The organism is Oscillatoria nigro-viridis PCC 7112, assembly GCF_000317475.1.
Taxonomy (GTDB): Bacteria; Cyanobacteriota; Cyanobacteriia; order Cyanobacteriales; family Microcoleaceae; genus Microcoleus; species Microcoleus nigroviridis.
Window position 1 is genome coordinate 2177070 of sequence record NC_019729.1, and the last position, 18764, is coordinate 2195833.

An 18764-nucleotide genomic window follows, 5' to 3' on the forward strand; every position below is an offset into this window, starting at 1 on the left:
TCCTAACTTCAATTCTCCCATCTAAAATCTAAAATCTAAAATCTAAAATTGATTGACTTTTTGAGCTTGTCGGAGAGATTGAATAGTTGCGATCGCGTGTTCGGAAACTGCGTCTATTTCTGCTTCGGTATTGAACCGGCCAATACCAAACCGAATTGAAGCATAAGCTAATTTGTCCGATCGCCCGATCGCTGCTAAAACATGAGATGGAGATATTTTCGCCGAAGTGCAAGCAGATCCCGAAGAAACTGCCGCCGCCGCTTGCAAACCCAACATCAACGCTTGACCGTCAACGCCGCCTACACTAATATTCAGATTCCCCGGCAATCTCTTCGTAGCGTGACCGTTGAGAAAAACATCACCCAATTCACTCAAGTTTTCCCACAAACGCTGCCGCAAATTAACAACTCGTTCTGTTTCCGACGGCATTTCTGCAATTGCCAATTCCACTGCTTTGGCAAACCCGACTATTTGCGGTGGGTAGAGAGTTCCCGATCGCATTCCCCGTTCGTGGCCTCCTCCGTGCATTTGCGGCGCTAGCTGCACTCTCGGTTTGTTGCGGCGCACGTACAGAGCACCGATGCCTTTTGGCCCGTAAATTTTGTGGGCTGTCAAGGACATTAGATCGATATTCATCTCCTGTACGTCGAGGGGAATTTTGCCGATCGCCTGTGCCGCATCTGTGTGAAAAAGAATGTCATTTCCGCGACAAATTGCTGCAATTTCTGCGATCGGCTGGATGACGCCAATTTCGTTGTTAGCCGTCATCACTGAAACTAAAATAGTCTCTGCCCGAATCGCTTTGATCAAATCGCCCATATCAATCAGCCCGTCGCTTTTCACGGGTAAAACAGTAATGTCAAACCCCAATTTTTGCAAATAGGTACAGGGGTCGAGAATTGCATTGTGTTCGGTTTTTACTGTGATAATGTGCTTTCCTTTACTGAAATAAGCTTCGGCGATGCCTTTGATCGCTAAGTTATTTGCTTCGCTGGCGCCGCTGGTAAAAACAATTTCTTCTGGGGAAGCGTTGATCGCTTCTGCTATGATTTGTCGTGACTGTTTTACCGCTGCTTCTGCTTCCCAGCCGTAGGCGTGGTTGATACTGGCTGCGTTGCCGAATTGTTCGGTGAAATAGGGCAGCATCGCATCAAGTACCCGTCGATCTACGGGGGTTGTGGCGTGGTTGTCGAGGTAGATAGGACGTGCGGACATAGTGCTGTTTTGGTTGAAAAAAGTGTTAGGTTTATTGTAGACGAGCCCCTTGTTCTACTACAAAACTTTATAATTAACCAATATTTGTGAAGATTTATGCGAGCTGACATTCAGGGATTAGAAATTACTGTCGGTGAGCTCAAGCACCTCACAGGCGTCGGGCCCGATCGCGTATACCGGCCGCCGACAGCGACTAAGTTTGCCCGCGAAGCTTTGAAAACAGTCGGTTTAATTTTTTTGGTTCTCATCAGTTGTTGGCTGCTGGTTGCGATATTTCCTAGAGCTTATTTGTTGTGGTTCGCCCTGCACTTCGCTGCGATAGTTGGTTTAATCTTTGAGGATGCGTGGAAAATTCGGTGCAGTCGGCAAAACAAAGATTTAATCAATCTTTTTGATGATGTGGATCGCTATAATGGTATAATCGAAGCGCTTGCCATTAACGATCGGATAGAAGATGCTGGCAATGCGGGAGTCAAAATCGGCGATCGAGCAAAAGTTATTGCAGCCTTGCAGCTAATCAGAGACGACTTAGTTAGAGCTTTGAAAACCGAGAGAATTCTCAGGGAAAACAAAAAATTTGTCGATACTAACTCCGAATTATTTGCCAATAATTTGAGAACTTTGAATGCCCTGCAAATTAGCGATAGATCGAGCCAGCCGGGACGATTGCTCAACGAAGCTTTGCAGGTAGCCGTGGGAGTTCAAGCAGAAATGAAAAAGTTGCAAGATCGAAACGCTGCTAATTTTAAAAAGGGCAAAAGTTAGTAGCGTCCACGGCTGCGTGCGCCTCTTACCCAGTAGCAATATGCAGCTTACTGAACCGCAACAGGCAGGATGCCTGTTCCACTCGAACTCAAAGACATTTTTAAAATTATGAATTAGGAGAATTGTTGAAAAAATATCATAATTATTGTAAATTTTTTCCTGTTACGTAACAGGTAAGGATATCTTGGAAAGGTGACGTTAACAACCAGGTCAGTATGTCTTCTGTTAAACCCAAGATTATAGTTCTCGACGACGATCCGACTGGTTCTCAAACCGTGCACAGTTGCTTGCTGCTGACACGTTGGGACGAAGACACCCTGCGTTTGGGGCTGCGGGACAAGTGTCCGATTTTCTTCATCCTGACAAATACTCGATCGCTAACTCCCGAAAAAGCAGCCTCCGTCACCCGCGAAGTGTGCCAAAATCTCAAAAGGGCGATCGCCAGCGAAGAAATCGAAGACTTCCTAATAGTTAGCCGTTCCGATTCTACCCTGCGCGGTCACTATCCCATCGAAACCGACGCGATCGCCGAAGAACTTGGCCCTTTCGACGCCCATTTTCTAATTCCCGCCTTTTTTGAAGGAGGCAGAATTACCCGCCACAGCGTCCACTACCTAATAGTTAACAGCGTCCCGACACCAGTACACGAAACCGAATTTGCCAAAGATTCAGTCTTCGGCTACAGTCACAGTTACCTGCCAGACTATGTAGAAGAAAAAACCAAAGGTCGCATCCGGGCTGATGCAGTCGATCGCATTTTACTCGCAGACATTCGCTACGGAAGTTTAGATCGACTGATGGAGATGGAAGACAACCAATGTGCAGTTGTTGACGGTCAAAGCCAAGGCGATTTAGACACATTTGCCAAACACATTCTCAATGCAGTCAGTCAAGGCAAAAAGTTTTTATTCCGCAGCGCAGCGAGTATTTTAACATCCTTAGCTGACCTCGGCCCGCAGCCAGTCGCAGCCGACGAAATGGCAAAATACGTGAGGGATGGCAAACCGGGTGCAGTAATAGTTGGTTCCCACGTTAAGAAAACTACTGAACAATTGGAGCGCTTGTTAAAAGAACCCAATACAGTTAGCATTGAAATAGATGTATCTCACTTGTTAGAAGATTCACCCGAGTATCGCACCCAAATGCTCGATGAAATTCTCGAAAAAGCCAGCACTGCTCATGCCGATGGTAAAACGCCTGTAATTTATACCAGCCGCCAGGAACTACAATTTGAAAATGCAGAAATTAGGTTAAAATTTGGAGAGGCTGTTTCTGCTTTATTGATGGATATTGTGCGGGGACTGCCTGCCGCGATCGGGTTTTTGATTAGCAAGGGCGGCATTACTTCTAATGATGTTTTGAGTACAGGTTTGTCGCTGAAAAGTGTCAGGCAAATCGGTCAAATTATCGCAGGTTGTTCGGTGGTGAAAACCGAGGCCGACCATCCTCTGTTTCCCAATTTACCAGTGGTTTTGTTTCCGGGAAATGTGGGGGATAGCCATGCTTTGGCTACGGTTTACAAGCGGCTTAGCAAGTAACCAGCAGACTAAGCTCAAAAAACAGAACACCCAGAACCCCGACTTCTCTAAGAAGTCGGGGTTCTAACATCGATACCAAGCTGGAGGCTTCTATTATTTTTATGACCTCAAGCCCGGTACATATCATCTTGGACTTAGATACCTCATTGGCGCACAAAGAGCAACTAACATCAAAGAACAGGTATTAGAAAAAGTCTGGACAGGTTGGATAGCGATGCCTTTTGTGGACTTACACTTAGTAAATTGATGAACATACGAAACTTTATTGATAAATTATTATATATTGTAGTGTAAGATACTTTTTTTTGCAGGCGATAGAAGTTTAGTATTTTTAATTGTAGCATCATAAAAATATCACGTAAAAAATTAGTATTTTTACGGTTAAAACATTTATGTATTTGTGCTAATACATATAGTCAAGTAGTTGATGAGTCACTTTGTGAAAGCAAAGCTAATTGATGCGATGAAGCATTTTGCCTTGTTTTTATTGGCTTTAATTCTTTCGGGTGTAATGGTACTGAGCCATGCGTCCGCAGGAGCGACAACGCCCTCTGACATAGGAATAACGAGGGTGACGGAGTTGAAATCCGTAGATTTACCGGACAGCAAGACTGTTGAAGGGGAAGGCATTTCTATGAATATCTCAGTACCGTACTTTATTTTACCCATACCGGAAAAGAAGCTGGATCTCAGTAGCCCTTTATCTTTTGGAGTTAGCATTGCCAACAATACACAAAATTTCATTCGAGCTGACAACGACACATTGATTCCAGAACTTGTAGGGCAAGATGGTCGATCGCTGCCACTACAAAAAGCTAGAGATAGACAGTCAAATACGAGAAGTTTGTGCGGATTAGTGGAGCCAGGAACAAGAAAATTATTCCGTTCAGGTGTACTTACATGGAATAATAATAAGCTTCAACTCAAAGGTGATGCCGGGCTTGGCTACTTCTGGTATTTTGACGAACTCAAGCCCGGAGAATATCAGCTTCGGTTCATTTATGACAGTCCTGGTGGAAAAGTTTCATGCTATGACGTAGAAACGCAAAAGCCGATGACAGTAAAAGGACTTAGAAGAGGTCAGGGAGCTACGAACTTCATACCGATTCGCGTAGTTCAACCTGTATCCATTAACAGCAATACAGTTGAAGTAGATGGCATTCGCTTTGAAATTTTTATGCCAGAGCGTGTCTTTATAATCCCCTCAAATAAGCCCAATGCTACAACTCCTGTAAAACTCGCTCTTCGGATTACCAATAAAACGGCAACTTCGTTTCGTTTCCAACAGTTAAATACAACGTTACAGATTCTAGAGCAAGGTGGTAAAAAACTGCGTTTGAAAGGACGCGGGGGAGGGAATTTGCTGGCAGGATACAACTGTCCGTTAGTCGAGCCAGGAGAGAGTGTTACTTTCAGTCTAGATGCCAAACTCTTCTGGGAAAATAACTTGCTTTTACTTGGACGCTCTGAACGCTCTGGTGGCTTCAGGTATTTTGATGAGCTGAAGCCAGGTAAATATCAGATAAGAATTGGGTACAGCCCTGGAGTTCCAGAAGTAAGCTGCACTCAAAATTTCTCCGGAGATACGTGGAAGGGCTTGGGAGCGACGCCTTTTGTAGAGTTTAACTTAGTAGAGATTGAGCCTTAACGACTTCAGCGGAAGCATAAACAGGTTTAATAATTGTTATTGATTAAGTCGAACGATCGGAACGCATTATCAGTAAATATGCGGTTGTAAAATTAATATGAGAGTGCAACTTAGTGGTTTTAATGCAGGTGGGAGGGAAAATATAACGCAAAAATTCAGTATTTTTACGCTTAAAACATTAATCGATTAGTTCTAATATATATAGCCAAGTAGTTGATGATTCACTTTAAAAAAGCAAAGCCGATAGATGTGATGAAGCACTTTTTTCTTTTTTTATTTGTTTTAATCTTTTCGGGATTAGTGGCATTGAGTAATGTGCCTAGAGAAGTTCTTGCGATCGAAGAGGTGGAAAGTGAGAGGGGATATAACTTGACATCTGTAGAAGCGACTAACAAGAATGCAGTTGAAATTGATGGCATCCGCTTTGAAAGCATAATGCCAGAGCCTGTATTGACCCTCCCCAAAAAACAACCTGACACGAATGGTGTAATCGCGCTCGGCCATGTACCCAGATTGTTAGCTGGGGCTGTTGATTCGGAACTGGGGAGGGCAACTGAATTGACATCCTTTGAATCAACACATAGCAATATCGATAGCAATGCAGTTGAAAGAAATGGTATTCGGTTGGAAATTTTAGTACCAGACCGGGTGTGGCGCATACCTGAAAATCAGCCAAATGCTACTACTCCTGTTCGGATCGGTTTTCAACTTACAAACAATACACCTTACCCGATTCGCTTTCCTCCACTCGATCCCCTTCTGATATTTCCATTAGAAATAGTGGATGCTGATGGCAATTTATTACGGCGTTCTGGGGGTAGAGGTATGCTTCGCAAATCTCCGCAACTGGCTTGTCCTTTAGTTCAACCAGGAGAAAGTCTAACCTTTTTCTTGAAAGCCGAACTTTTTTGGCAGAGCAATCAGCTTCTATTTGGAGGCAATGATGGATTGGGTGGCGGATGGACTTTTGATATTAGGCCTGGTAACTATCAACTTAGATTGAGATACGTCAATTCTAGACCAGTATTATTCTGTGATGAACCCCAGATATATGAATACAAATTAACACGAGGGATTTGGACGGGTCAGATAGTAACACCCTTTGTGAAGTTCCGCGTCGTTCAGTCTGAATCTAAATAGAACTTAAGAGCCAATTTTTACTCGATTTCAAGCCGAGACAGATATTTCCTACCCCATACAAAGGAGTTGTCAAAAATGAAACTATCGCAACAATTGATGAACCTACGAAACTTTATTGATAAATTATATATTGTAGTGTAAGATACTTTTTTTGCAGGCATCGAAGTTTAGTATTTTTAATTGTAGCACCAGAAAAATATCACGTAAAAAATCAGTATTTTTACGGTTAAAACATTTATGAATTAGTCCTAATATATAACCAAATAATTGATGAGTCACTTTGTGAAAGCAAAGCCAATTGATGTGATTAAGCATTTTGCCTTGTTTTTATTGGCTTTAATCATTTCGGGTGTAATGGCACTGAGCCATGTGTCCGCAGGAGCGACAGCGCCCTCTGACATAGGAATAACCAGGGTGACTGAGTTGAAATCCGTAGATTTACCGGACAGCAAGACTGTTGAAGGGGAAGGCATTTCTATGAATATCTCAGTACCGTACTTTATTTTACCCATACCGGAAAAGAAGCTGGATATCAGTAGCCCTTTATCTTTTGTAGTTAGCATTGCCAACAATACACAAAATTTCATTCGAGCTGACAACGACACATTGATTCCAGAACTTGTAGGGCAAGATGGTCGATCGCTGCCACTACAAATAAGTAGAGATAGACAGTCAAAAATGAGAAATTTGTGCTGGTTAGTGGAGCCAGGAACAACAAGATTATTCCGCTCAGGCGGACTTGCATGGAATAATAATAAGCTTCAACTCAGAGGTGATGCAGGACTTGGCTACTTTTGGTATTTTGACGAACTCAAGCCCGGAGAGTATCAGCTTCGATTCATTTATGACAGTCCTGGTGGAAAAGTTTCATGCTATGACGTAGAAACGCAGAAGCTTATGACAGTAAAAGGACTTGGAAAAGGTGAGGGAGCTACGAATTTCATACCGATTCGAGTGGTTCAACCTGTATCTATTAACAGCAATACACTTGAAATAGATGGCATTCGCTTTGAACTTTTCATGCCAGAGCGTGTCCTGACAATCCCCTCAAATCAGCCCAATGCTGCAACTTTTGTAAAACTCGCTCTTCGGATTACCAATAAAACTGTAACCTCGTTGCGCTTCCAACAGTTAAATACAACGTTACAGATTCTAGGACAAGATGGTAAAAAACTTCGTTGGAAAGGACGCGGCGGAGGAAATTTGCTAGCAGGATACAACTGTCCGTTAGTCGAGCCAGGAGAGAATGTTACTTTCAGTCTAGATGCCAAACTCTTCTGGGAAAATAACTTGCTTTTACTTGGACGCTCTGAACGCTCTGGTGGCTTCATCTATTTTGATGAGTTCAAGCCCGGTAAGTATCAGATAAGAATTGGGTACAACCCTGGAGCAGAAGTAAGCTGCACACAGGAGCTCTCAGGAGATACATGGAAAGGCTTGGGAGCTACGCCTTTTGTAGGGTTTAACTTAGTCGAGCATTAAACTTTAACGACATCACACTTGTCTGTTAGGTAGGATTTCACCCCTGGTTGATAGTTTTTAAAATTAGTGGTTTGTAAGGAGTTACAAAAAATGCGATTACGACAATATCCCTTGGTATTTTTGACAACAAGCTTGCTGCTCTGGCTGATGGATTATGGAGCGAGTGCATTCTCTTTTAGTTTGGGCGGTGACACTAGCTCTAAAACCATTTCATACAAAGACCCGGTTAAGGCTGAAGGTAAAATAACTGTAAAACAGGTAAAACTTCTCGACCCACCTGCTCAAAGTAGTGACTTTCTGAGGACCCTCCAAACCCTTTTTCAAGGATGGGAATTTAATCCGGTATCAATAGATGGTAGATTTGAGATAGTAGAAAATCAGCCTTACTACACACCAGAGGCTAACTTCCCAGACGAAGCTACTCACGTAGGGGCTAAATTTCAACTCAATTACCTTTACCAGATAGCAGAAAATGGCGTTTCCAGCAGCTTTCACAATAATATTAACAATCTACATTGGATTCAACGGGTAACTAACTATGAATTTTTAAACGATCGTAAAGGAGAGCCAAATAATTTCATTGACGTTCCATCTTTTCAGGGTAATCCATTTTACGATCTCCAGTTTCCAGGAATGTTACAACCAGGTGTATTCAAAGACTATCCATTCAGGAATAATGTCTCGATAGGTCATACCTTTGACGCTGAACTGTATCTGGTTGAGAAGACAGCAGACAATAAAGTCTCAATTTACAACGGAATCTCATGGGGATGGACAAACACATTCACTCGTCCTAAAACCACTAAAAAGTTCTCCGACAGCCTCGCCTCCGGTTTGGAAGTAGACCGTTTTAACCTCTCTGACCTTACTCCAGGTTCCAAATATAGAGCCTGGACAAACAACGACCTCCCCTCCAACCGCTGCAACCCCAACACATTCTTAAGCACTGACAATGACTCAGGTTTTCAGCTAGGATTTGACGACGACAGTAGCCCTGTAGGAAATGGCTTTGCCTCCGCACTAACTGGTACTGTGGGCAGTAGTGGGAATATCAACCTCGATGTCCGTGCTGCTGGTGGAGGTGCTCGCGGTCAAGACACAGGCAATTACGAGCTGTTTGTTGATGTTTACGACCCACAAGAATCGCCAGATTTTAGCGTAGCAACTAGCGGCGGCGGCGGCTTCGGAAAAGAAAAGCGCGGCCTGACACAGCAAAACCCCATCCTGCCCAATTCTCTCCAAAATGGCTGGCAAGTCTTCAACAAAGTTCCCGGCTGCCGCTGGTTTGACCCCCCAACTACTTACGGCTTTGAATTCCAATCTTTGGAAGACACTTTATTTACTGAAATTCTTGATTTCCCTGTGGGCGATGACCAGGAATTTACTGTTGCAGTGGGAGACTCGATTCTCGGTAATTTCAGTCCGGGAGATAAATTAGACTTTATTTCTTTGTTGGGTTATCCAGTAGATAATTTTAGAATCACTGGGATTGATTCATTATTTGGCCCGACAGCAGAAACAGCATTTCCAATTCAATTAGCTTTTAAGGAACGGGAAGGAAGTTTCAAGATGCGGCAAATTCCCAAGCCCATTGATGCGGAAGCTGTACCGGAACCGGGGAGTATTTTGGCGGCTAAGGGAATGCTGCTGTGGTTTGCTGCGATGCGCTATATTTTGCGGAAAAAGCGACAGGCTGGATAATTTTTACAGGGCCTAATATCCCGACCGGGGCGGGTTTTTGAGATTGGAGATTGTTGGCAGATATTGTTGGTGAATCCGCCCCTACAGGAATCACTATCGAATGAACTGAAGATTCTGCGATTGCTCTCTCGTCGCGCACTGACACAAAGCTCGCAATTACACAACTACATTTATTTTTATTACCTCAAGCCCGGTACATATCATCTTGGACTTATATACCACGTTTCCGCACAAAGAGCAACTAACATCAAAGAACAGGTATTAGAAAAAGTCTGGACTGGTTGGATAGCGATGCCTTTTGTGGACTTACACTTGGTAAGTTGATGAACATACGAAACTTTATTGATAAATTATATATTGTAGTGTAAGATACTTTTTTTTGCAGGCGATCGAAGTTTAGTATTTTTAATTGTAGCAGCAAAAAAATATCACGTAAAAAATCAGTATTTTTACGGTTAAAATATTTATGAATTAGTCCTAATATATAACCAAGTAGTTGATGAGTCACTTTAAGAAAGCAAAGCTGATTGATGTGATGAAGCATTTGGGCTTATTTTTATTGGCTTTAATCCTTTTGGGTGTAATGGCACTGAGCCATAGGTCCGCAGGAGCGACAACGCCCTCTGATAGTAGTATTAAGCTTGAAACTCTAGTCCCGGAAAGAGTATTGACAATTCCCCAAAATGAACCTAGTAATTATACTCCTATACAATTTGGAGTTCGTATTACTAACAATACCCTAACAGCCTTTCGCGTTTCTTTGGATTCTTTGACACCTGAATTTATGGCGGTGGATGGTGAAAATTTTTATGCAGGTAAAATTCAAGTTAGTCTGGTATTTCGGACTGAATCAGATTTTCCATTAGTTAGAGCGGGAGAAAGCCTTAACCTTTTCTGGGAGGGGAAATTTTATTGGGGCGCTCAAAATATTTACCTTCAAATACCTGACAAATATAGTAATCTCTGGTTTTTTAGAGGATTCAAACCGGGTATTTCTAAGGTTCGGTTTACCTACACCAATGCTGAGGCCCAGAGATGGTATCGGGATCGTGAAAAGGCAGAACGCAAGCAATTGATGGGAGTGTTGACAGGTAATTTATCTAGTCCGTGGACACAGTTTAGCTTTGTACTACCCTAACCTATTTTGCTTAATAATTGCCGCAATCGCATCACAAATAAAATTTTTCTTTTTTTTTAATATGTGGAGGATTTATAAAAATGCAATTTCTACTTCTACCTAAAGTTTGGTTCGCATCAATGGTTCCGATAGCTCTAATTACAGAGCCTGTATTTGCATTCCAGCTTAGAGGTACAACAGCAAGTTCTTCTCAGGAAACCTATGTGACAATTCCCGACACTGGCGACAGCGGTAAAATTACTGTTACAACAAAAGATATCAAAGAAATAAAACGAGGTGGAAGCGATGCACTTCTGGATTTGTTAAGACCTTATCAGCAGCAAGGTTGGAAATTTAAACAAGGTGGTAACTTAGGAGGGGCTTTTAATGTGATTTCTTACTATCCCTGCGCTCCTATAACTCAGTGTGGTAAGGAAATGTCTATTTTTCCTGAACTTGGTATTCCTCCTAGTGGAAAACAAATGGGCCTTGGAGCTAGTATTTGGATAGATTATGAAGCCGACCCGAATGATGAACCAAAATTTGGTCAAACTTATTGGATTCAAAGGGTAAATGTTAATACGGGCGGACAGCCTGTATCTGCTTATGGGATGACAGCTACGTCTTTTAATCTAATCGATAATCTATCCTCTAATACTCCTTTCTATCTAGCGGCTGATTATCTGGGTAGGTTTAATCCTCAAACAAATCTACCATCATACTCTTTTCTAGACGTGCCTTACGTTTTAGGGACAAATTCCAACCCAAGTTATATCTATAATCATGACTGGAATTTTGAACTTTATCTAGCTTATCTCAGACCAAACCAAGAAGTCACAATTTACAACGGAATCTCATGGGGATGGACAAACACATTCACTCGTCCTAAAACCACTAAAAAGTTCTCCGACAGCCTCGCCTCCGGTTTGGAAGTAGACCGTTTTAACCTCTCTGACCTTACTCCAGGTTCCAAATATAGAGCCTGGACAAACAACGACCTCCCCTCCAACCGCTGCAACCCCAACACATTCTTAAGCACTGACAATGACTCAGGTTTTCAGCTAGGATTTGACGACGACAGTAGCCCTGTAGGAAATGGCTTTGCCTCCGCACTAACTGGTACTGTGGGCAGTAGTGGGAATATCAACCTCGATGTCCGTGCTGCTGGTGGAGGTGCTCGCGGTCAAGACACAGGCAATTAGGGTGCATCTCACTTTGGCACATACATCAAATTGAAAGTTGACCGTTGAGATAAGCACAGCGAAGAGCCAGGATTGAGGAAACGTTCTCAATATTCCATTGCGCTCCCGATATTTTCACCCTTAATCCAATGCGTTTTATTGTTGATTCCACTGTTCCCGAACCAATCGAACTTATGGACTCTTCTTTGTAGTATTGGTAATTCACTATTCGGCAGCGATGGGTCTCTAAATAATTGCAAAACGTTTTAAATGCTTGACTTTTAAAGTCTTTAAATAAATTTCTAACTTCATCAACTTTGCCTTGCCATAACATACTTTCTGCTAATTTCAATCGTTTTATTGAACCCCCTACCTTGTAGAGATTTTCTTTGAGATGATACCAATCTAAAATTTCTTGTCTTTGTTCATTATCTCCAATTTCTTTAAAGATGTTCCAAATCCCGGCATGACCATCTCCTAGACAATACATAGGGTGTAGTAATTTTGGCTATTAGTCCAATCAATTAAATCTTGATTATTTTGAAAAACGCTCCCGCATAAATATTATCTAAACACACGGCTTTATAGTCTTTCCAGTAACAGCTCTCGCCCTTGGTTGCGTTGCGTAGTCTGACTTTTACCGCCATCCAATGTAATTTCTTTGACTCCTTGTTGAGATGTAGGCAATTCCAATTCTTGTCTTTTGACTAATCTCTGTAATGTACTGTGAGAAATTTTGATCCCCGTAAATTTTTCCAAATCTTTTTCGGCGCTTTGATAAGATTCGTTAGCAGTGATTAAAAGACAGCAATTTTCCATCAGTGGACTCAATTGACTGTAAGCTTTTAAGCCAAAATATTTTGCCTGATTATCTGTAATGTCGAGCGAGCCGATTATTGATTTTATTTTTCGGGGTTTTCCTGTTTGAATTCCTGATACTGCTGAAAAAAAAAAGTTACCTATTTCTGGACCAACTTCTGATAACATTTTCTGACGGACTGATTTTTCTATACTTTCAAAACTTTTTAACTCGGTTGGCTCTGTATTTCTGTAAAGAATTTTTGCTACCGCTTTTAAGTGGGCTTTTAGTTGTTGTTGGTCTGAGGGTGTCATTTTATTTACCTCATCTTTATTTGACGATTTTACTAGCTTTTTCATTTTAACTCTTTTTTGACACATTCGCAAAAGTGAGATGCACCCGGCAATTACGAGCTGTTTGTTGATGTTTACGACCCACAAGAATCGCCAGATTTTAGCGTAGCAACTAGCGGCGGCGGCGGCTTCGGAAAAGAAAAGCGCGGCCTGACACAGCAAAACCCCATCCTGCCCAATTCTCTCCAAAATGGCTGGCAAGTCTTCAACAAAGTTCCCGGCTGCCGCTGGTTTGACCCCCCAACTACTTACGGCTTTGAATTCCAATCTTTGGAAGACACTTTATTTACTGAAATTCTTGATTTCCCTGTGGGCGATGACCAGGAATTTACTGTTGCAGTGGGAGACTCGATTCTCGGTAATTTCAGTCCGGGAGATAAATTAGACTTTATTTCTTTGTTGGGTTATCCAGTAGATAATTTTAGAATCACTGGGATTGATTCATTATTTGGCCCGACAGCAGAAACAGCATTTCCAATTCAATTAGCTTTTAAGGAACGGGAAGGAAGTTTCAAGATGCGGCAAATTCCCAAGCCCATTGATGCGGAAGCTGTACCGGAACCGGGGAGTATTTTGGCGGCTAAGGGAATGCTGTTATGGTTCGCTGGGATGCGCTATATTTTGCGGAAAAAGCGACAGGCTGGTTAAACAGTTGGCAGTTGGCAGTTGGCAGTTGACAGTTGACAGTTGACAGCGAGGTTTTTAAACAGTGACATAACTATCTTTCCGATCGAAATGATGAAACATAGATTCTGCGATCGCGATGCTAGCCCGAACAGTGACACAACTATCTTTCCGATGAAAAATCTTTACACTCTGCTATATGCTTTCAGCCTCATTCTCATCAACCCCTGGGGAGGCAGCCGCGGCGAAATTTGGACGCAACCTAAAGTTTTTGTTGTCCTGCTGATTGTGCTTTCAAATTTATCATTCTTATGGGAAGAAAGGAAACTTTTAACTTTTTCCCGGCAGTGGAAAGTCTGCCTGATTTTGTGGGGAGTTTTTTTGACGGTGGGAGCGATTTCTACCCTAAACAGTCCTTTCCCGGAGCGTTCTTTTTGGGGACAAAACCAAATGGGAGACGGCTGGCTGTACTGGCTGTTAATTTCTATTTTTAGCCTCACCAATAGGCTGCTGTTAAAACTGCATCCAGAATTGTTTCGCTGTCAAATGCGGGGTTTGCTGATAGGAGGTGCGGTTGTAGCTGTTAGCGTTTTTCCGCAAGTTGTCAACTGGCAAATTGATTATACAGCAACGAACGGTCAGCTTATCGCACATGATGTTTTGGCGAGCACGATTTTTCGGGGACAGCAGCCGTTAGCGCAGCCCTCGAAGAGGATCGCACTTTTCTCGCACCGCGGCCACGCAGCTATAGTATTGACTCTGACAGCCGTTATTTGTGCGGTAGCTTGGAAGTGGAAATTAATTAGCGATCGCACTGCCACTCTCGCTTTATTTCTGATTCTCCCCGCTTTGCTATTTACCAACACTCGCACAGCAGTTTTATCTTTAATTATATCACTATCTTACTTGTTGGGACGGCAATATTACAAACAATTAATTCCGGGTATTTTTATTGGTTTGCTGGCCATTAGTGCGATGACTTTTACTAGACCTCTGGACTGGAATCGAGTATCTGTTGCACAAGTAATGTCCAGCCGATCGCCCCTGTGGGAACTCGCTGTGCGCGGGATTCAAAAACGGCCTCTCTTTGGCTGGGGTTTTAACGGATTTGGCATCGCCTATCCTTTCGTCGCCAATCCCAATAAGGTTCCTGAAATTGTGAATTTAGGTCATTTTTCTTATGATTATGTTGCCCCAAACGGACAGGTTCGCACTGAAATAATACCGAGTTATAAAGCTCACAATTGGATTTTAGATACTGCTATTTCTACAGGCATTATGGGTGCGATCGCTAGTTTTGCTTTGTGGGGATATTGCTTGCACGGTGCGATCGTCTCGCTAAATACCGATTTATCAGCAGTGGCGATCGGCTATTTAACTTTCATTCTGCCTTGGTTTGAGTGCGCTCAATACGCGCAGGTGCTTTGGTTAGCGCTAGATGGCTCCGAATCGAGTTTTCCGAGTCCAAAACTCTCAATCCTGGAATAATAGTCGGCTTTTATCTTGCACCCACCGCTAACAAATGATATTATTATGAGTCTGCAATTAAAACCTCAGCCAAAAATTAAAAATCGAACCCGTAACAAAAACTATTTAAAAAATTAGATTGCCAAAAAAGTCATGCTCGATACTCCACATCTAGGGCTGACCCCCCAAGTCCCACTCCTATCGGTAGCGTTTTGATACTTGTATCTGGCTGAGTCGGAAAACTCAGTACAAATTTTTGCCTCGTAATTTTTAGCTGAAAGGATTAACATATAAGGGTGACAGAACATTATCATCCCCTAAACTCATTAAAAGATGGCCATTGGTTCAAGCTGATCTGTGGGGCGAGCTTTCAACACCTGCCTGCTGTACGGAATCTCACCTTGGCTTACACCTTAGCAGGCGCTGACTGTATCGATGTCGCGGCCGATCCCGCCGCCGTCGCCGCAGCGAAAGAAGCCCTACAAGTGGCCAGCGAATTACAGGCAAGAACTCATAACCGCAGGTTTGGCGGCAAAGGGTTGCCGTTGCTGATGGTGAGTTTAAACGATGGGGAAGACCCGCATTTTCGCAAAGCCGAATTCAACCCAGCCGATTGTCCGGCGGACTGCTGGCGGCCGTGCGAAAAAATATGTCCAGCCGAAGCAATAGTTTTTCAGAGTGCTGGCAGTGGTTTTTCCGGGGTGATAGACCAGCAGTGCTATGGCTGCGGTCGCTGTCTGCCGATTTGTCCGAGCCAACTAATTTATACTCGTTCTTACGTGTCTGCTCCCGCCGCGATCGCACCTTTAATCTTGCAATCCGGTGCGGACGCCCTAGAAATCCACACGCAAGTAGGCAGAGAGGCAGATTTTGCGCGACTTTGGTCGAGCATAGCTCCCTGGGTCGCTCAACTCAAGGTAATAGCAATTAGTTGCCCCGATGGAGACGGTTTGATTGATTATTTGCGGACACTGTATCAAATAATTTCCCCCCTTCCTTGTCCGCTAATTTGGCAAACCGACGGTAGGCCAATGAGCGGAGATATCGGAACAGGAACTACTAGAGCCGCAGTCAAACTCGGTCAAAAAGTTTTGGCTGCCCAGTTGCCGGGATACGTGCAACTTGCAGGCGGCACTAATGCTCACACTGTCAGCAAGCTCAGAGCCGAGGGACTGCTGTTGGATGGCGGGAAAAATTTGTCAGTTCCCCCTGTCCCATACATTGCAGGTGTAGCTTACGGCAGCTATGCCAGGGTTTTGCTATCGCCAATTTTAGAACAGTTAGAAACAATGCAGACCGATCGAGCCTATGCCGTTCCGGTGGCAGTCGCGCGGCCGGGAGCCGGAGTTCAAACATCTCGGCTACCTCAGCTCGAAGCCGTCCCAGAACTTCTCTCACAGGCCGTGAGTTTAGCTTGTTCTCTAGTTTCCCAGCTCAAAGAATTTTAGTCATTAGTTAGTGGTTAGTAGTTAGTAGTTAGTAGTTAGTAGTTAGTGGTTAGTAGTTAGTAGTTAATTCCAACAACAAATAACAAATAACAAATAACAACTGACAACTGACAACTGACCAATAACAACTGACTAAAAAGTTGAAAAAGTCACCGAACACATCGAGGCGAATGCAGATTACAGACGACCTCAACAGATTATTAGACATCGTGCCAGATGAGATCCGGCAGCCCTTAGAGCAGCACCCGCAGCGCAACAATCTCATTGAGATTGTCATGGATTTGGGCCGCCAACCTGAAGCTCGTTTTCCATCCTTGGCCGAACCTCTTTCCCAAACGCCGGTTTCCAAGGCAGACCTCAACTATTGCATCGAGCGAGTCGGCCACTTCGGCGGCGACAACCGAGCCGGTATCGAGCAAACCCTGCACCGAATTAGCGCCCTACGCAACCGCAGCGGCGAGATTATCGGCTTGACTTTGAGGGTGGGCCGCGCTGTGTTCGGGACGATCGGCATTATCCGCGATTTGGTGGAAACCGGTCAGTCAATTTTGATGCTCGGCCGCCCCGGAGTCGGCAAAACTACGGCCCTGCGGGAAATTGCCCGCGTGCTCGCCGATGACTTGGAAAAACGGGTGGTAATTATCGACACCTCCAACGAAATCGCCGGGGATGGAGATATCCCGCACCCGGCGATCGGCAGAGCTCGCAGAATGCAAGTTTCCCGTCCCGAACTCCAGCACCAAGTCATGATCGAAGCAGTGGAAAACCATATGCCGGAAGTGATCGTGATTGACGAAATCGGCACGGAACTCGAAGCTTTGGCGGCTCGGACGATCGCCGAAAGGGGCGTGCAGTTGGTCGGTACCGCCCACGGGAACCGGCTCGAAAACTTGATGAAAAACCCGACTCTGGCCGATTTAATTGGGGGCATCCAAGCGGTGACGCTGGGAGATGACGAAGCAAGGCGCCGCGGTTCTCAAAAGACGGTTTTGGAGCGCAAATCACCGCCAACTTTTGAAATAGCCGTCGAAATGCTGGAACGCCAGCGCTGGGTAATACACGAGCGAGTTGCAGATTCGATCGACACTCTGCTGCGGGGACGGGAACCCAACCAGCAAATCAGAAGCGTTAGCGAGACTGGAGAAGTAATTATCGAGCAGGAGTCGGCAACTCCCCCCGCCCGGTTTCCGGGAATCGCAGCTTCCGGCAGCACGGCTGCGGTATCGGCAATCCGGCCCGTCACACCGCTCTCTGGGTGGCGGAGTGCTGGCAAAATGGTGCCGATGCCCGCTCCCAGCCAGAACTTCGCTGCTAAGAGCGCGCCGGTTGCTGAGACTCGGTATTTCGAGCAACTGCTCGAAGAATCCCTGTCCGTCGAGCCGGTACCTAAGCCGGGACGTTTTTCCCAAAATGTCGGCCCTAACGGCGAAGATTTGCCCCTCCACGTTTATCCTTACGGCATAGCTCGCCACCAGCTCGAACAGGTGATTTCGACGCTGAACCTGCCGGTACTGCTGACAAAGGATATTGAGAGCGCTGACGTGGTTTTGGCTTTGCGATCGAACGTTCGGAACCAGTCGAAATTGAGGCACTTGGCCAAAACTCGCCAAGTTCCCCTGCACACAATTAAGGCCGGCACTATTCCCCACGTAGCGAGAGCTTTGCGGCGCCTGTTGGACATGGATGACCCGGGCACGCCGGAAGTGGCAGACCTCGCCTTATTCGCCCGCAGCGGTTCTTCTGACGAGCTCGAAGCTCTCGAAGAAACGCGCTTAGCAGTCGAGCAAATTGTCATTCCCAAGGGACAGCCGGTGGAACTCCTGCCTCGTTCTCCCAACGTCCGCAAAATGCAGCACGAACTTGTGGAACACTATCACCTGAAATCCCACAGTTTTGGGGAAGAACCCAATCGCCGCTTGCGGATATATCCAGCTTAAAGTTGGAGAGTAGTGCCTTTGAAGGCAGAAGGTAGAAGGCAGAAGGGATAATTTTTTCCTGACTTCTGTCTTTTACCTTTTGCCTTTTTCCTGTAAGTAGCTGGCAAGTTTCTGATATGATGTTCTGTAACAGTGTTCTTGTTAATGCGATCGGCAAAATTCCCAATTTCTAATTTCCAATTCCCCAATTTCCAATTACCAATACTTCGACTACACGAGCTTACAAGTTCCCCAATTCCCAATAGTTCGGCTACGCACTTCCCTTCGGCTCCCTTCGGCTTCGCGAACGGACGAGCCGCTGCCTTGGAGCTATCCTCAGCACAAACTCAGCACCAGATCGGTAAAAGTT

The 18764-nt window shown here is 44.4% G+C and carries 13 protein-coding genes and 1 pseudogene; 12 read left to right on the plus strand and 2 right to left on the minus strand.

Annotated features, from left to right (window positions below):
- Positions 1-42 precede the first annotated feature (42 nt).
- Positions 43-1215, minus strand: a complete 1173-nt coding sequence (locus tag OSC7112_RS09410) for an IscS subfamily cysteine desulfurase (RefSeq protein ID WP_015175683.1) — start codon at positions 1213-1215, stop codon at positions 43-45.
- 96 nt (positions 1216-1311) lie between these two features.
- On the opposite strand from OSC7112_RS09410, the gene OSC7112_RS09415 reads away from it, so the two are divergent.
- The 8 genes from OSC7112_RS09415 (at position 1312) to OSC7112_RS09450 (ending at position 11808) form a co-directional block, all read left to right on the plus strand.
- Positions 1312-1980 carry a hypothetical protein gene (locus OSC7112_RS09415; protein WP_015175684.1) on the plus strand — a complete coding sequence of 223 codons (669 nt, stop codon included), beginning with the start codon at positions 1312-1314 and terminating at the stop codon, positions 1978-1980.
- Positions 1981-2195: 215 nt separating this feature from the next.
- Entirely contained in the window at positions 2196-3518 is a 1323-nt protein-coding gene (locus OSC7112_RS09420; protein WP_015175685.1) for a four-carbon acid sugar kinase family protein, read from the plus strand.
- A gap of 439 nt (positions 3519-3957) precedes the next feature.
- On the plus strand, positions 3958-5166 hold the full coding sequence (locus OSC7112_RS09425) for a histidine kinase (protein ID WP_223300797.1): 1209 nt from the start codon (positions 3958-3960) through the stop codon (positions 5164-5166).
- 315 nt (positions 5167-5481) lie between these two features.
- Entirely contained in the window at positions 5482-6306 is an 825-nt protein-coding gene (locus OSC7112_RS09430; RefSeq protein WP_190274356.1) for a hypothetical protein, read from the plus strand.
- A gap of 282 nt (positions 6307-6588) precedes the next feature.
- The gene (locus OSC7112_RS09435; RefSeq protein ID WP_223300798.1) at positions 6589-7788 is read left to right on the plus strand and encodes a histidine kinase; all 1200 of its coding nucleotides are present in this window, start codon (positions 6589-6591) and stop codon (positions 7786-7788) included.
- Between the two features lie 90 nt (positions 7789-7878).
- Positions 7879-9489: a hypothetical protein gene (locus OSC7112_RS40880; protein ID WP_015175689.1), complete on the plus strand. Its 1611-nt coding sequence runs from the start codon at positions 7879-7881 to the stop codon at positions 9487-9489.
- A gap of 499 nt (positions 9490-9988) precedes the next feature.
- Positions 9989-10627: a hypothetical protein gene (locus OSC7112_RS34430; RefSeq protein ID WP_015175690.1), complete on the plus strand. Its 639-nt coding sequence runs from the start codon at positions 9989-9991 to the stop codon at positions 10625-10627.
- An 80-nt stretch (positions 10628-10707) separates the two neighbouring features.
- Positions 10708-11808, plus strand: coding sequence for a hypothetical protein (locus OSC7112_RS09450; protein ID WP_015175691.1), 1101 nt, complete (start codon positions 10708-10710; stop codon positions 11806-11808).
- A 25-nt stretch (positions 11809-11833) separates the two neighbouring features.
- Here the strand turns inward: OSC7112_RS09450 and OSC7112_RS09455 are convergent.
- Positions 11834-12900: pseudogene (locus OSC7112_RS09455) on the minus strand (ISKra4 family transposase).
- 309 nt (positions 12901-13209) lie between these two features.
- Between OSC7112_RS09455 and OSC7112_RS09465 the strand changes: the two are divergent.
- The 4 genes from OSC7112_RS09465 to OSC7112_RS09480 all read left to right on the plus strand — a co-directional run bounded on the left by OSC7112_RS09465 (position 13210) and on the right by OSC7112_RS09480 (position 18415).
- A complete protein-coding gene (locus OSC7112_RS09465; protein ID WP_223300799.1) occupies positions 13210-13587 on the plus strand; it encodes a PEP-CTERM sorting domain-containing protein in 378 nt (125 codons plus the stop codon).
- An 87-nt stretch (positions 13588-13674) separates the two neighbouring features.
- Complete coding sequence (locus OSC7112_RS09470; RefSeq protein ID WP_015175692.1) at positions 13675-15051, plus strand: O-antigen ligase family protein; 1377 nt, start codon at positions 13675-13677, stop codon at positions 15049-15051.
- Positions 15052-15326: 275 nt separating this feature from the next.
- Entirely contained in the window at positions 15327-16478 is a 1152-nt protein-coding gene (ldpA, locus tag OSC7112_RS09475; protein ID WP_015175693.1) for a circadian clock protein LdpA, read from the plus strand.
- A 170-nt stretch (positions 16479-16648) separates the two neighbouring features.
- Entirely contained in the window at positions 16649-18415 is a 1767-nt protein-coding gene (locus tag OSC7112_RS09480; RefSeq protein WP_015175694.1) for a R3H domain-containing nucleic acid-binding protein, read from the plus strand.
- Positions 18416-18764: the final 349 nt, after the last annotated feature.